19 protein-coding genes are annotated in these 14,379 nt (G+C 70.2%); 4 read left to right on the plus strand and 15 right to left on the minus strand.

What is annotated here, in order from left to right:
* Positions 1-129: 129 nt before the first annotated feature.
* From nusB to JOM49_RS33295, 3 genes are read right to left on the minus strand one after another with little or no spacing between them, the layout of a single operon-like run.
* Positions 130-582, minus strand: a complete 453-nt coding sequence (gene nusB / locus JOM49_RS33285; RefSeq protein WP_209668122.1) for a transcription antitermination factor NusB — start codon at positions 580-582, stop codon at positions 130-132.
* On the minus strand, positions 579-1,142 hold the full coding sequence (gene efp / locus JOM49_RS33290) for an elongation factor P (RefSeq protein ID WP_209668123.1): 564 nt from the start codon (positions 1,140-1,142) through the stop codon (positions 579-581). The genes nusB and efp overlap by 4 nt, the downstream gene beginning before the upstream one ends.
* Before the next feature lie 40 nt (positions 1,143-1,182).
* Positions 1,183-2,280 (minus strand): M24 family metallopeptidase, encoded by a 1,098-nt coding sequence (locus JOM49_RS33295; protein WP_209668124.1) that lies wholly within the window; start codon positions 2,278-2,280, stop codon positions 1,183-1,185.
* 27 nt (positions 2,281-2,307) lie between these two features.
* Between JOM49_RS33295 and JOM49_RS33300 the strand changes: the two genes are divergently transcribed.
* Positions 2,308-2,745: a B-4DMT family transporter gene (locus JOM49_RS33300; RefSeq protein ID WP_209668125.1), complete on the plus strand. Its 438-nt coding sequence runs from the start codon at positions 2,308-2,310 to the stop codon at positions 2,743-2,745.
* Here the strand turns inward: JOM49_RS33300 and JOM49_RS33305 are convergent.
* From JOM49_RS33305 to JOM49_RS33350, 10 genes are all read right to left on the minus strand, one after another.
* Complete coding sequence (locus tag JOM49_RS33305; protein WP_209668126.1) at positions 2,718-4,229, minus strand: glycoside hydrolase family protein; 1,512 nt, start codon at positions 4,227-4,229, stop codon at positions 2,718-2,720. The two genes, JOM49_RS33300 and JOM49_RS33305, sit on opposite strands and share 28 nt — an antisense overlap.
* Positions 4,230-4,339: 110 nt before the next feature.
* Positions 4,340-5,254 (minus strand): GNAT family N-acetyltransferase, encoded by a 915-nt coding sequence (locus JOM49_RS33310; protein WP_308158957.1) that lies wholly within the window; start codon positions 5,252-5,254, stop codon positions 4,340-4,342.
* Between the two features lie 30 nt (positions 5,255-5,284).
* On the minus strand, positions 5,285-5,716 hold the full coding sequence (gene aroQ, locus JOM49_RS33315) for a type II 3-dehydroquinate dehydratase (protein WP_209668127.1): 432 nt from the start codon (positions 5,714-5,716) through the stop codon (positions 5,285-5,287).
* On the minus strand, positions 5,713-6,819 hold the full coding sequence (gene aroB / locus JOM49_RS33320) for a 3-dehydroquinate synthase (RefSeq protein ID WP_209668128.1): 1,107 nt from the start codon (positions 6,817-6,819) through the stop codon (positions 5,713-5,715). Before aroB ends, aroQ begins: the two co-directional genes overlap by 4 nt.
* Positions 6,819-7,364 (minus strand): shikimate kinase, encoded by a 546-nt coding sequence (locus JOM49_RS33325; RefSeq protein ID WP_209668129.1) that lies wholly within the window; start codon positions 7,362-7,364, stop codon positions 6,819-6,821. The genes aroB and JOM49_RS33325 overlap by 1 nt, the downstream gene beginning before the upstream one ends.
* Complete coding sequence (aroC, locus tag JOM49_RS33330; protein ID WP_209668130.1) at positions 7,361-8,548, minus strand: chorismate synthase; 1,188 nt, start codon at positions 8,546-8,548, stop codon at positions 7,361-7,363. The genes JOM49_RS33325 and aroC overlap by 4 nt, the downstream gene beginning before the upstream one ends.
* A gap of 65 nt (positions 8,549-8,613) precedes the next feature.
* On the minus strand, positions 8,614-9,237 hold the full coding sequence (locus JOM49_RS33335; RefSeq protein WP_308158958.1) for a prepilin peptidase: 624 nt from the start codon (positions 9,235-9,237) through the stop codon (positions 8,614-8,616).
* Positions 9,238-9,338: 101 nt separating this feature from the next.
* A complete protein-coding gene (locus JOM49_RS33340) occupies positions 9,339-9,965 on the minus strand; it encodes an anti-sigma factor family protein (RefSeq protein WP_209668131.1) in 627 nt (208 codons plus the stop codon).
* A complete protein-coding gene (locus tag JOM49_RS33345) occupies positions 9,962-10,474 on the minus strand; it encodes a sigma-70 family RNA polymerase sigma factor (RefSeq protein WP_209668132.1) in 513 nt (170 codons plus the stop codon). The genes JOM49_RS33340 and JOM49_RS33345 overlap by 4 nt, the downstream gene beginning before the upstream one ends.
* A complete protein-coding gene (locus JOM49_RS33350; RefSeq protein WP_209668133.1) occupies positions 10,471-10,848 on the minus strand; it encodes a hypothetical protein in 378 nt (125 codons plus the stop codon). Before JOM49_RS33350 ends, JOM49_RS33345 begins: the two co-directional genes overlap by 4 nt.
* A 120-nt stretch (positions 10,849-10,968) precedes the next feature.
* Between JOM49_RS33350 and JOM49_RS33355 the strand changes: the two genes are divergently transcribed.
* Positions 10,969-11,385, plus strand: a complete 417-nt coding sequence (locus JOM49_RS33355) for a Rieske (2Fe-2S) protein (protein WP_209668134.1) — start codon at positions 10,969-10,971, stop codon at positions 11,383-11,385.
* Between the two features lie 58 nt (positions 11,386-11,443).
* Here the strand turns inward: JOM49_RS33355 and JOM49_RS33360 are convergent, their stop codons facing one another.
* Together JOM49_RS33360 and JOM49_RS33365 are read right to left on the minus strand one after the other, a co-directional pair.
* Positions 11,444-11,899, minus strand: a complete 456-nt coding sequence (locus tag JOM49_RS33360; protein ID WP_209668135.1) for a PTS sugar transporter subunit IIA — start codon at positions 11,897-11,899, stop codon at positions 11,444-11,446.
* Entirely contained in the window at positions 11,896-12,132 is a 237-nt protein-coding gene (locus JOM49_RS33365) for a PTS sugar transporter subunit IIB (RefSeq protein ID WP_209668136.1), read from the minus strand. The genes JOM49_RS33360 and JOM49_RS33365 overlap by 4 nt, the downstream gene beginning before the upstream one ends.
* Positions 12,133-12,358: 226 nt before the next feature.
* Here JOM49_RS33365 and JOM49_RS33370 point away from each other — a divergent pair, with 226 nt between their 5' ends.
* The gene (locus JOM49_RS33370) at positions 12,359-13,144 is read left to right on the plus strand and encodes a GntR family transcriptional regulator (protein ID WP_209668137.1); all 786 of its coding nucleotides are present in this window, start codon (positions 12,359-12,361) and stop codon (positions 13,142-13,144) included.
* Complete coding sequence (locus JOM49_RS33375) at positions 13,141-14,370, plus strand: PTS transporter subunit EIIC (RefSeq protein ID WP_209668138.1); 1,230 nt, start codon at positions 13,141-13,143, stop codon at positions 14,368-14,370. The genes JOM49_RS33370 and JOM49_RS33375 overlap by 4 nt, the downstream gene beginning before the upstream one ends.
* The last annotated feature ends 9 nt before the right edge of the window (positions 14,371-14,379 follow it).

Here is a 14,379-nt window from a genome sequence, read left to right on the forward strand (position 1 = left end):
TGCCGGCCGGCACGGCCGCACCGAGAACAGGCCGAAGGGGCCTTCCTGGCGAACCAGCTGGTTCCCCGGGAAGGCCCCTTCGCGGTACGTCCTGCCCTGTCCGGTGCCGACCGGTCCGGCTGTCCGGCGCTACAGCACCGCGCGCAGGCGGTCGGCGATGCTGCCGATCCGGCCGAGCACGCCGTTGACGAAGCGCGGCGAGTCGTCCGTCGACAGCTCCTTGGCGATGCCGACGGCCTCGTCGATGGCCACCGGGTCCGGCACGTCGGTGGCCCACAGCAGCTCGTAGACCCCGACCCGCAGCACCGCCAGGTCGACCGGCGGCATGCGATCCAGCGACCAGCCCTGCGCGTGCTCGGCGAGCAGCTCGTCGATCTGCTCGCGCCGCGCCGTGACCCCCTCGACCAGGGAGATGGTGTAGTCGCCGATCGGGTCGACCTCGGTCGAACCCACACGACCGGCCAGCAGGGTCACCGCGTCGGAGCCCCGCTGCGCGGCCTCGTACAGCATTTCGACGGCGCGCTTGCGAGCCGCCCGGCGGCCGATGGGGCCGCCGCGCTTGGGCGAACCGGTCGAACTCAACTCGAAACCCGGCCGAGGTAGCGACCGTCGCGGGTGTCGACCTTGACCTTCTCACCCGTGGTCAGGAACAGCGGCACCTGGATCTCGGCGCCGGTCTCCAGCGTGGCCGGCTTGGTGCCGCCGGTGGACCGGTCGCCCTGCAGGCCGGGGTCGGTGTGCTGGACGACCAGTTCGACCGAGGTGGGCAGCTCGACGTAGAGCGGGGTGCTCTCGTGGATCGCGACCTGGACCTCGGTGTTCTCCAGCAGGTAGTTCGCGCCGTCGCCGACGACCTCGCGGGTCACGTTGATCTGGTCGTAGGTGTCGCCGTCCATGAAGACGAAGTCGCTGCCGTCGTTGTACAGGTAGGTCATCGTGCGGCGGTCCACCGTCGCGGTCTCGACCTTGGTGCCGGCGTTGAACGTCTTGTCCACGACCTTGCCGCTCAGGACGTGCTTGAGCGTGGTGCGCACGAAGGCGCCCCCCTTGCCCGGCTTGACGTGCTGGAAGTTCACGACCGACCACAGCTGTCCGTCGAGGTTGAGGACCAAGCCGTTCTTCAGGTCGTTGGTGGTGGCCACGGGTCTGGGATCTCCTGTGTCTGCTCGAAGCGGGCCGCGTTTAGACGACCACGAGTTCCTTGGTGCTCAGGGTGAGGACCTCCCCCGTGCCGTCACGGACGATCAGCGTGTCCTCGATGCGCACGCCACCGCGGCCGGCGAGGTACACGCCTGGCTCGACGGTGACCGCCATACCGGCGGACAGTGTACCGACACCCGTGGCCGCCAGGCTGGGTGCCTCGTGCACCTGGAGGCCGACGCCGTGCCCGAGACCGTGCGAGAACCGCTCACCGTGGCCCGCCTGTTCGATCACCTCGCGAGCGGCCTTGTCCACCGCGGCGACCTCGGCGCCGGGCAGCACCGCGGCCAGGCCGGCGGCCTGCGAGCGATGCACCAGCTCGTACAGCTCGCGCTGCCAGCCTGCCGGTTCACCCAGTACGACCGTGCGGGTCATGTCGGAGTGGTAGCCGTCGATGATCGCGCCGAAGTCCAATTTGACGAGGTCGCCCTGGACCAGCGGGGCGTCGGTGGGCCGGTGGTGCGGGATGGCCGAGTTGGCGCCGGCGGCGACGATCGACTCGAAGGAGGCGCCCGCCGACCCGTGGTCGAGCATGCGGTTCTCCAGCGCGCGGGCGACCTCGCGCTCGGTGCGGCCGGGGCGCAGGTCGCCGTGCTCGATGAGGTCGGTCAGCGCGCGGTCCGCGGCGGCGCAGGCCATGCGCAGCGCCTCGACCTCGGCCTGGTCCTTGATCAGTCGAAGCCGTTCGACCTGGTTCGGCGACCGCCGCAGCTCGACGCCCTCGGCGACCGCCTTGAGCGACTCGAACTGCTCCACGCTCACGTGCTGGCTCTCGAACCCGGTCCGGCCGTAGTCGCCCCGGTTCGCCGCGGCGTGCCGGGCGAGCGCGGCGGCGCTGGCACGGTCGAGCACGCGCTCGAGGTCGGGCACCTGGACCTCGGACTGGGTGGTGTACCGGCCGTCGGTGCAGAACAGCGTGCGGGCCTCGGCCTCGGCGTGCACGAGCAGCGCCGCGTTCGACCCGGTGAACCCGGTGAGGTAGCGGATGTTGAGCAGGTCGGTGACCAGGAGCGCGTCGAGCCCGGTGTCCCGGATCAGGGAGCGGAGCGCGGCGCGGCGCGCGGCATGGGTTTCAGGCACCGGGCCAGTTTATGACACAGTGTGCGAATGGCAGGCTGGGTAACGCGTGCGCTGGTCCTCGCGCTGCTGCACGCGGTCGCGTCGGTGCTGCGGGCGAAGGCCGCGGTGTTCCGGCCGACCGATCTGGACGCGCTCACCATCGGCATCGTCGCGCTGCTGGTCGGTGCGGCGGCACTGTGGGCCGCGCTGGACGCGTGGCGCGGGACGCCCGATCGCGGGCGCACTTGGTTCATCGCGGCGCTGGTCGCCGGACCGGTGTCGGGCGTGCTCGACGTGACGGGCCGCGCGCTGTTCGTCGACCGCACCGGACTCGAGGCACTCCCGGACGCGCTCACCGGCGGAGCCGCGTTCACCGCGTTGCTCATCCTGATCCCGGCATGGCTCGGCCTGTTCGCCGGTGACCGGATCGCCCGCCGCCCGGAGGCCGACCTCCCGGATCAGCCCAGGGCCAAGCCCGCCGGATAGCTGTTCCACTGCTCGTCGGTGACCGGCGTGATGGACGACGCGTTCAACTGCGCCACCCCGGGCGGTCGCACCGCCCACAGCTTGCCGTCGCCCAGCAGGAGCCCGGTGCCGCCGGTCGGCGCCTGCACCGCGGGCACCCCGGTGGCCAGGTTCGCGGCCACCGGCACCCGGTCCAGGCCGGGCACGCGCCGGTCGAGCAGCCGGACGGCCAGCAGGTCGGCGACGGTGCGCCGGTCCACCCGGATCACGCTGCCGCCCGCGACCAGGTCCATCGTGCGCACCGGCGAGGGCATGGCGAAGCCGTCGAGCACGGTGAGCATCCGGTTCACGTCACTGCACGCGTCGATGCCGTGCAGGTCGATGCCGAAGTGCTTGAGGTGCGTGGGCGCCCCCGCCTCGCCGGTCATCGTCGCGCGCACCACGTCCAGCGGCACCCGGCCGCAGGGATCGGTCACCGAGATCGGCGCGTGCCCGTCCGGCTGGCGCAACAGGCCGGGGCCTTCCTTCCACGGTCCGGGAATGAGCACCGGCGGGTAGGGGCGCAGGCTGAAGTTGCGGTCGAGGAAGGTGACCGTGGTGCCGTCCTGCGTCTCGTGCGCGACGGCGAAGGATTCGAGGGCCTCGATCCACATGAGGTCCGCGCTGAACGCGTCCACCAGCGATCGCGTGCGGGGTACCTGCGTGCTCGCCGCCGGTTCGAACCCGCGCTCGCCGAGCACCTCCACACCGAGGACGAAGGCCGGATCCTTCGAACGGACGATGAACTGGCCGGCGCCGTTCCAGCCCGCCGCGCGGCCGGTCGTGTCGGTGAACATCAGGTAGAACCAGCCGTCGAGGAACACCACTGCGGGCTGCCCGGCGCCGTAGGTGTTGTCGCGTGGGGTGTCCCGAGCCGGGTTGAGAATCGGGTTGCCGCCGTTGGCCCTGGTCCAGTTGACCCCGTCGGGGCTGGTCGCCATGCCGATGGAGTTGCCGAGCGCGTGGTCGCCCGCCGCGCCGGTGTAGTAGAGGTAGTAGACCCCGTCGACCTTGAGCACCGACGGGTCGCACGTGTGCACTCCGTCGAACGCGCCCGGGTTGCCGGAGAGCACCGACTGCGCGGGCCCGCCGCCCGGCCCGGTGAACGGACCGCCGATGCCGGCCGCCTCCGCGTGCAGGATGTCGTCACCCGGCGGTCGCGCCGCCGGGTACTGGCTGCACCACCAGATCCGGGTGCGATCGCCGTCCTGCATCACCGCGGGACCGTAGTTGTAGGGCGCCCCGATCCCACCGGCCGCGACCACCCCAGGAGACTGCCGCGCCTCGTTCACCGAGGGCGACGCCCCGGGCGGGATCACCGGCGGCGGCACCGGCGTACCGGGAGGCGGCGCTTCCCCGCCGACCACCGCACCCGGCCCGGCGCCTTCGGCCTGCGGCTGCGCGCGACTGGGCGTGCAACCGGCGACCAGGACGGCGCCCAGCAACCAGGAGAGCGTGACACGCACGCGCGGGGACCTGCGGAACGTCAATCGTGCTCCCGAGCCGGTGGACACGGAGGTGTCGCCGGGCGGGGCACGGGACACTGGAACTAACTACGACCAGTGTACGGAGAGGTTCACCCGTTCGAGTGCGGACCTGGTGGCGTGGCGACGAGTTCGACTTCGAACCCGTGAGCGTTTTCCAGGTACGCGGCGTAGTGCTGGTCGCCGCCCGCATGCGGGTACCGGTCCGCGAAGAGCGGTTTCCAGCCGTGCGCGCCCGATTCTTCCACCAGCCGGTCGACCTGCCGGGGTGTGGCGACGTGCAGGGCCAAGTGGTTCAACCCGGGGTGGCAGCGCTGGTGCTCCCGCGCGGTCATCGCCGGCGACTGCTCCACCACGAGGTAGGTCGAACCGTGCTTCCAGCTCACGCCCGCCGACCACCGCTGGAACTCCCGCCACCCGAGCTCGCCGAGCAGCCAGCCGAAACTGGCCTCCGCTTCGGCGAGGTCGGGCACCCAGAGTTCGATGTGGTGCACCTTGCCGTGCGTGTCCGGCAACTTCACGTGGACCCGGTGCTCGGCGCCGTAGTGGATCTCGCTGCCGACGTCCAGGAAGCCCAGCCGTTGTGCCAGCTTCACGCTGGACACGTTGGCGTCGCGGATGAGCGCCCAGACCGCCGGTACACCCAGTTCGACCAGTCCGTAGTCCAGCAGGCGCGCCACGGCCTCCGTCGCCACTCCCTTACCGCCGTGCCGCGGCTCTATGAAGTAGCCGAGTTCGGTCACGTTGCCCGGCAATTCCCAGGACGGCCGCAGGTGTGCGAGGCCGATGACCTCGCCCTCCTGCTCCAGCACCCAGTGCCCGAGTTCCGGCGGCCCGTCGTAGGACAGCCTGCGGTCGATCATCTCGCGGCACCGCGCCGGGTCGGAGAAGTCCGCCTGGAAGAACCGGCTCATCTCCGGATCCGCGAAAACACGCAGCACGGCGTCGGTGTCCTCGCGGGTCAGCCCGCGCAGCGTGAGCCGTTCGGTGCTCAGTACCGGAACCACGCATCCCCCCAGATGTCGTTTCGGGTGGCGTCAGTCCGCCTGCTCCACCAGCCATCGTATGGCGAGGGCGTAACCGGGCACGCCGAACCCGGCCATGACCCCGGTGGCGATGTCGGAGAGCACGCTGTGGTGCCGGAACTCCTCGCGGCGGTGCACATTCGAGATGTGCAACTCGATCAACGGCGCCGTCAGCTGCGCGGCGGCGTCGCGGATCGCGATCGAGTAATGGGTCCAAGCGCCCGCGTTGAGCACGACGGCCGCCCCGGCGTCCGCCGCCTCGTGCAGCCAGGTGACCATCTCGCCTTCGTGGTCGGCCTGCCGGACCTCGACCTCCACACCCAGCGAACTTCCGGTCTTCTCGCAGAGCTGGACCAGGTCGTCGTGGGTGGACGCCCCGTAGACCCCGGGTTCGCGCTTGCCGAGCCGCCCGAGGTTCGGCCCGTTGAACACGAAGACCTTCACAGCAGCACGCTCCCGCCACCGGTCTTGTCCGCGGCGACCGCCGAATACGCCGCCGCGAGCAGCGCCGGATCAGGCCCTTCCAGCCGGCCGGGCTTCGCCAGCCCATCCAGGACGACGAACCGGAGCACGCCGGAGCGCGTCTTCTTGTCGGTGCGCATGCCATCGAGCAGTTGGGGCAAGGCGTCCGCGTCATACGTCGTCGGCAGACCGAGCAGCCGCAGCACAGCGGCGTGCCGATCCGCTGTCTCGTCGCCCAGCCGTCCGGCGAGCCGGGCCAGTTCAGCCGCGAACACCAGGCCGACGCTCACCGCAGCACCGTGCCGCCAGCGATACCGCTCGCGCCGCTCGATGGCGTGGCCGAGCGTATGCCCGTAGTTGAGGATCTCTCGCAGATCCGATTCCCGCAGGTCAGCCGAGACGACGTCGGCCTTCACCTGGATCGCGCGCCGGACCAGCTCGGCGAGCACCTCGCCCTGGGTGTCCAGGGCGTCCGCCGGGCTCTGCTCGATCAGTTCGAGGATCCGCGGGTCGGCGATGAACCCGGCCTTGACCACCTCGGCCATCCCGGCGACCAGTTCGTTGGGCGGCAGGGTTTCCAGCGTCGCCAGGTCGACCAGCACCGAGGACGGCTCGTGGAAGACGCCGACCAGATTCTTGCCCGCGTCGGTGTTGATGCCGGTCTTCCCGCCGACCGCCGCGTCCACCATGCCGAGCAGCGTGGTCGGCACGTTGACCAGCCGGACACCGCGCATCCAGGTCGCCGCGACGAACCCGGCCAGGTCGGTCACCGCGCCACCACCGAGGCCTACCACCACGCCACGCCGGTCCAGCCCGATCCGCCCGAGGACCTCCCAGCAGAACCCGGCCACCGAGAGCGCCTTGCCGTCTTCGGCGTCCGGGATCTCCACGCGATGCGCGTCGAGGCCGGCCTCGTTCAACTCCTCGCGGATGGCCTCCGCCGTGGTGGTGAGCGTCGGCGGGTGGATCAGCGCGATCTTCGACGCGTCGCGGACGGTGTCGGTGAGCTCGCCGAGCAGGCCGCGGCCGACCACCACGTCGTAAGGTGTACCGGCCTTGACCTGGATACGGACCGGTTCGGACATCATGCTCCTCGGTTGTGCTGTGCGGCTTCGACCCCGCCGGTTTCACCCAGCCGTGCCTCGATCGCGGTGACCACGTCGGCGGGGAGCAGGTCATCGGTGCCGATCTCGATGGTGGCGACCTCGCGGTAGATCGGCAGTCGCGCATCGAGCAGCGCCTTGTAGGTCGCGCGCGGGTTCACCCCAGCGAGCAACGGTCGCGCGGACGAAACCCCGGTGCGCCGCACGCCCTCGGCCATGCCGACGTTCAGGAAGACCACGGTGTGTCCCGCCAGCCGGCCACGGGTCAGCTCCGACAGCACGGCTCCCCCGCCGACGGCCAGCACCCCGGCGTGTTCAACCAGTGCGACCGCCACCGCTTCCTCTTCCAACGCACGGAAGGCGGGCTCACCGTCGTCGGTGAAGATGTCGGAGATGGATTTGCCGGCCCGGTCGACGATGTCGTCGTCGGTGTCCCTGAACGCGACCCCGAGCCGCGTCGCCAGCAGGCGCCCGACGGTGCTCTTGCCCGAACCCGGCGGACCCACGACGATCGCGCGCGGACTCACCAGCGCTCCTCGAGCGCCCGCAGGTAACCGTCGGCGTTGCGCTTGCTCTCGACCAGCGAGTCGCCGCCGAACTTCTCCAGCGCCGCGTCGGCCAGCACCAGCGCCACAACGGATTCGAGCACCACGCCCGCCCGCGGCACCGCACACACGTCCGAGCGCTGGTGGATGGCGACAGCCGGTTCACCGGTCGTAACGTCCACAGTGGACAAAGCCTTGGGAACGGTGGAGATCGGCTTCATCGCGACGCGCACCCGCAGCGGCTCGCCGTTGGTGATGCCACCTTCGAGCCCGCCCGCCCGGTTCGACCGCCGGGTCACACCGACTGGACCGGTGCCGCGATCGATCTCGTCGTGCGCCTGGCTCCCCCACCGCTTGGCGGTCGTGAAGCCGTCGCCGACTTCCACGCCCTTCATCGCCTGCACGCCCATCAGCGCACCGGCGAGCCGCGCGTCCAGCCGTCGATCCCAGTGCACGTGGGACCCCAGGCCCGGCGGCAGCCCGTAGGCGATCACCTCAATCACGCCGCCGACCGTGTCACCGGCCTTCCGCACGGCGTCCACCTCGGCGACCATCGCCTCGGTGCCCTCCGCGCTGAACGCCCGCACCGGGCTTTCGTCGATCGCGGCCAGGTCCCCGGGTCCGGGCAGCGGTCCGTCCGGCGCCTCGGCACCACCGATCGACACCACGTGGCTGATGATTTCGACGCCGAGCAGCTGCCGCAGGTACGCCCGAGCGACCGTGCCGAGTGCGGTGCGCGAAGCGGTCTCCCGCGCGCTCGCCCGCTCCAGCACGGGACGAGCCTCGGGGAAGCCGTACTTCTGCATGCCGGGCAGGTCGGCGTGGCCGGGCCGCGGGCGGGTCAGCGGCTCGTTGCGGGCGAGGCCCTCGAGTTCAGCCGGGTCGACCGGATCGGCCGACATCACCTTCTCCCACTTGGGCCATTCGGCGTTCTCGATCTGCACGGCGACCGGGCCACCCTGGGTGAGTCCGTGCCGGACTCCGCCCAGGAACTCGATGCGGTCCTTCTCGAAACCCATCCTGGGGCTCCGGCCGAACCCGAGTCGCCGGCGAGCCAGCTGTTCGGTCACGTCGGCGGTGGTGACCTCGACTCCGGCCACCATGCCCTCGAGCACGGCGGCCAAGGCGGGCCCGTGCGATTCACCTGCGGTCATCCAGCGCAACACGCCACGATCCTGTCACGCCCGTGACCTGCCCCAGCGCACACCCTCCACGCACACCAGGCGTGTTCTCACAGACCGGGAAACACCGCCACCAACGAGGTCGCGGCCAGCAGCCCTGGCCCGTGGGGAATGCCATCGTCCCAGGTCGGCGAGCCGCGGATGCGCGCGAGCAGTCCCAGCGTCGCGGTCACCAACGCTGCTACGGTGACCGCCAGCAACATCGCCGTCCAGCCGACCGCGCCCAGAACCAAGCCGAGCGAGCCGGTCAGCTTGACGTCGCCGGCGCCGAGTGCGTGCGGAATCACCCGATGGATCGCCATGTGCAACCCACCGAACACCAGCGCACCCAGGAGCGCTCGCCACAGCAGGTCCGGGCCGTCCTCGATCGACGCCCATACGAGCGCAGCCCCGAAGAGCGGGTAGGCGGGCAACGTCAGCGCATCCGGCAACCGTCGTTCACCCAGGTCGACCACGGACAGCGGAACCGCGACCGTGACCACGGCCAACGGCACCGGTAGCCACCACGACGAGGCGCTGAGCCAGCTGACCACTGGCCACAACAGAGCGAGGACGGCGACGGCGCGCCAGCCGGGCAGCTGTACCGGCGGCATGGTGCGGCGCAGCGCCCAGCGACCGGCGAGTCCAGCGAACCAGCCGATGAGAACGGAACAGGGGAAGAAGAACCAAGGCACGTCGACAGCGTCGGACGAGCTTCGTGGGTCTGGCAAATGAGGAGGGGCGCCTACGGAACAGCGCCCCGGGCAAACCCACGGAAACGGGCCGTTGGCGTAGTTCAGGGCTCCCAGCGCAGCAGCGGTTTGCCCGCCGTCGTGCGGATCTCCAGCGCGGCGATCTCGGCCCGGTGCCAGGTGGTGGCGACGGAGATCTGCGCGGTGTCGTCGGGGATGGCCCGCCAGCTCGCGAGTTCGTCGACCTGGCCTTCACGGTTGACCGCGACCAGCAGGTAGTCCCCCACCTTGCCGCCGTCGTAGCTGCACTTCATGTCCACCCGGGACCCGCCGGGCACTTCCTTGACCTGTGCGACCGCCTCGACCGGGAACTCGCCGAGCGCGACCATCGCGGTGCCCGGTTCCTCCTGCGCGGTCAGCGGGAACGCCACCGCCACGACCAGCGCCGCGGCGGCCACGAGCGCCCCCGCGGTCGTCCACCGTCGACGCAGCCGGACCCGGCGCACCCGCCGCATCAACGACGGCCGCAATCCGCGCGGTTCGTGCGCCACCGGGTTCAACGCGTCGGCCGGCACCTGGGACAGCAGTCCGGGCAACCCCGCCAGCTCCCGCACCCCGCGAGCGCAGTCCCGGCACACTTCCAGGTGCGCTTCGAACGCGTAGCGGTCCTCCGGGGTGAGCGCGCCCAGCACGTAGGCCGCGTCGTAGGACTCGAAGGGGTCATCGGTCATCGCACGACCCCCTTCTCCTCCAGTGCCATCTTCAACGCCCTGAGCGCATAATGCGTCCTCGACTTGACCGTGCCTTCGGCGACCCCCAATCGCCTCGCCGCGTCGGCTACCGAGAAGCCCTGGAAGAAGCAGAGCACGAGCACTTCGCGATGCCGGTCGGACAACTGCCCGAGCGCCTCCGCGACCAGCCACCCCTGCAACGCGCGTTCCGTGTCGTCGGGTACGGGCTGTTCCGGGGGCGCGTCGGTGGTGACTTCGGATCGGGAAGCCGCCGAGCGCCAGTCGTCGATGGCGATCCGGCGCGCCACGGTGAACAGCCAGGCGCGCGCCGAGCCCTGCGACTGGTCGAGCACGCGAGGGTGTTTCCAAGCCCGTAACAGCGTTTCCTGCACGACGTCCTCGGCGCGGGCGGTGTTGCCGCCGGTGAGGCTCAATGCGTATGACCAGAGCGCGGCCGCGTGGTCGGAGTGCAGCGCACGCATCAACTCGTCTTCAGGCGCGTCCTTCACACTCGGGCGCCATCCCGGTCGCGCATCGCGAGCGCCGCGAGGCCGAACACCACGCAGGCGCCCTCGGCGACGGCCGCCCAAACCTGCGACGATCCCCAGAACAGCTCGTTCTTCATGCCGAACAGCCCGACGGTCGTCGAGAGGAAGAAGGCGCCGAGGGTCAACGCGCCGAACCCGGCGGCAGCCAACAGCGGCAGCCAGTGGTGCCAGAACAGCACGGCGAGCGCGAGCACACCGCCGGCCACCACGTTGACCATGAACAGCGGGCCGATCATGTCGATATCGCGGTACCCCAACTGCCAGAGGTCGAAGTGGATCCACGCGGAGCCCAGCAACCCCGCGACGACCATCAACCGTAACGCCCATGTGACCATGGCCGACTCCCTGCGCGCGTGTGGAAGGACACTACTTCCACCACACGGGCGCGGGACCCCGTTGGTTCAGTCGGCGGACCGATTTTGAACCGAATCGGTACTTACGTCGTGTCACTGGGCATGACTGCCGAACAACACACCCGCCGCACCGTCTTGGTCACCGGAGCCGCCGTCGCTGGCGCGGCCGCCGGCACAGTCGCGCTCACGGCCTGCGGCACGGACGATCCCCCACCCTCCGCCGCCGGTGGTGGAGGGCTCGTCGCGCTGGCCGACATCCCGGTCGGCGAGGCGAAAGCCGTCAAATCAGGTGATCAGGAGATCATCGTCGCCCGGCCGACCGACGCGACCGCGGTCGCGTTCAGCGCGGTGTGCACGCACCAGGGCTGCGCGGTCAAGGCCGAGGGCAAGGACCTCACCTGCCCGTGCCACGGCTCGGTGTTCGACGCCCTCACCGGAGCGGTCCGCCAGGGCCCCGCGGACACCCCGCTGCCCCCGGTCGCGGTGAAGGTGGAGAACGGCCAGGTCCTCAGCGCCTGAACCGGACGCGGCCCCGCGAGCCTGAGCCAGGCTCCCGGGGCCGTTCGCCGTTTCCGGCTCAGTCGTTCCAGGTGAACAGCGCGTCGCCCTCGGTGACCTCGGCGCCGGTGGACAGCGACGAGAGCGCCTCCGCCTGGGCGTCCAGTGCGACCACCGGGACCACGGCGGAGTAGCCGGCGGCCGTGACCGCATCGGGGTCCCAGCTGATCAGCGGCTGACCCGCGCGCACGGACTCGCCCTTGACCACGTGCAGGGTGAAGCCCTCACCCTTCTGCTGCACCGTGTCGATGCCCAGGTGGACCAGCACGCCGCGACCGTCCGCGGTGGAGACCACGAACGCGTGCGGGTGCAGCGTGACCACCGTGCCGTCGACCGGGGAGACCGCGTCGGCACGACCGCCCGACGGCTGCACCGCGATGCCCGGGCCGACCATCGCCTGCGCGAACACCTGGTCGGGCACTTCACTCATCGGCACCGTGCGCCCGGCCACCGGGCTCAGGATCTCCAGGCTCACATCAGGTCCTGGATGTCGCTGGCGATCGTGTCCGCCTCCGGGCCCACGATCACCTGGACCACCGAGCCCATCTTCACCACGCCCATCGCGCCTGCCTTCTTCAGCGCGGGCTCGTCGATGACCGAGCCGTCTTCCAGCTCGCAGCGAAGACGGGTGATGCAGCCCTCGATCTCGATCACGTTGTCCGCGCCGCCGAGCGCCGCGAGGATCTTTTCCGGCCTGTCGTCCGCCACCGGTGACCTCCTGAAATCCGGGCCTGGCGCGTTCGCGCCAGGCACAACTACGCCGATCGCCGGTACCGGTGCCGATCACGAGCACGAACTCGTAACGGCGGTTGACACCCGATCAGTCAGCGGAGCATTCTGCCCCATCAATGAATGGTCTAGACCGGAACGTACCAATCTTCGCGGTCTGGTGCGAGCACCAGGGCCCCGAAGTCGGCGGAAGGAGGTGGAGGGCATGAGCGCTGCCGCGTTCCCCTCCCGGCCCGACCGCGTGGTGGACGGTCCGACACCGAAACACGCGCAGCTGCGGGAGATCCTGCGGCACGCGGTCGAGCGGGAGCTGCCACCCGGCTCCCCCATCCCGTCCGAACGCGAGCTGGCGGAGCGCTACCAGGTTTCGCGGCTCACGGTCCGGTCGGCGATCGGCAAGCTGGTCGAGGAAGGGCTGCTGTCCAGGGTGCGCGGCAAGGGCACGTTCACCGCCAGCCGCCGGATGGAACTGCAGCTCTACCTCATGTCGTTCACCGACGACATGCGCCGCCGCGGCCTCGAACCGACCACCGAGGTCCTCGGCACCACCACCGAGGTCCCGCCCGCGGCGACCGCGAACGCGCTCGGCCTCGCCGAGGGCGCCACGGCGCTGCGGCTCAAGCGACTGCGTCGTGCCGACGGGATACCGCTGGCCGTGGAACGCGGCTGGTACCACCCCGTCAAGGTGGCGGGGTTGTTCGACTTGGACCTCACCCGGTCGCTGTACGCGCAGCTGGCCGAGCAAGACATCCGCCTCGACCACGCCTGGCAAACCGTCTGGGCCGAGTCGGCGGACAAGGAAACCGCACGGCTGCTCGGTATCCGTACCGGCAGTCCGCTGCTCGTCTTCCGCCGCGTCTCCAGCATGGCCGGAGCACCGGTGGAGGACATGACTTCCTGGTACCGGGGAGATCACTACCAGGTGACTATGCAGTTGGACCGGAGTTCCCCGGATTCCGGTAACCCCGCCAAACATGGAGGTACCCGATGAGCGCCACCACAACGGGGGCGAAGGGTAGGGGGCTGGCCGGTCTGCAGCGGTTCGGCCGCAGCCTGATGCTCCCGATCGCGACCCTGCCCGCCGCCGGCCTGTTGCTCCGGCTGGGTCAGGACGACCTGCTCGGCAAGGACGGTCTTGGCTGGAACAAGGTCGCCGCAGTGCTCAGCGCCGCCGGCGGTGGCCTGCTCGACTGGCTGCCGTTGCTGTTCGCCGTGGGCATCGCGGTGGGCTTCGCCCGCAAGGGTGACGGCTCCACCGGCGTCGCCGCCGTCGTCGGCTTCGTCGTGTTCAACAAGGTCGTCCAGGTGTTCGCACCGATCAACGAGATGGAGGGCTTCAAGGAGGGCTGGTTCCTCGCCCCGGTCAAGTGGCCGTACTCGGTCCTTTCCGGTGTGATCGTCGGCCTGGTCACCGCGGTGCTGTGGCAGCGGTTCCACCGCATCAAGCTGCCGACCTACCTGGCCTTCTTCGGCGGCCGCCGATTCGTGCCAATCATCAACTCGCTGGTCCTGCTGCTGCTCGGCGTGGTCTTCGGCCTGATCTTCCCGGTGATCGACGCCGGCATGCAGAACCTCGGCGAAGCGGTCACCAGCAGCGACGTGGTCGGTGGCGGCATCTACGGCCTGCTCAACCGCCTGCTCATCCCGATCGGCCTGCACCAGCTGATCAACGTGCCGGTGTGGTTCATCTTCGACGGCGGTGACCTGACCAAGTTCCTCGACGGCGACCCGACCGCGGGCGCGTTCATGACCGGGTTCTTCCCGATCTTCATGTTCGCGCTCCCCGCCGCCGCGCTGGCGATCGCACGGACCGCGAAGCCGTCGCAGAAGAAGGTCGTCACCGGTGTGATGGCGGCCGCCGCGTTCACCTCCTTCCTCACCGGTGTCACCGAGCCGATCGAGTTCGCCTTCATGTTCGTGGCCTGGCCGCTGTACCTGATCCACGCGGTCCTGACCGGTATCTCGCTGGCACTGGTCAACGCACTGGACATCCACCTCGGGTTCTCGTTCTCGGCAGGCGCCATCGACTTCGTGCTCAACTCGTCGCACCCGGCGGCAAGTTCGAACGTCTTGCTGCTCATCCCGATCGGCCTGGTCTACGCCCTGATCTACTACTTCCTGTTCCGGTTCGTCATCATCAAGTGGAACCTGCGGACCCCGGGCCGCGAGGAAGACGACTCGATCGAGGCCGATCTCGACGCCACGGCCGCGAAGTAAGCACAACAC

Origin of the sequence: Amycolatopsis magusensis, assembly GCF_017875555.1 — a bacterium.
Classification (GTDB): Bacteria; Actinomycetota; Actinomycetes; order Mycobacteriales; family Pseudonocardiaceae; genus Amycolatopsis; species Amycolatopsis magusensis.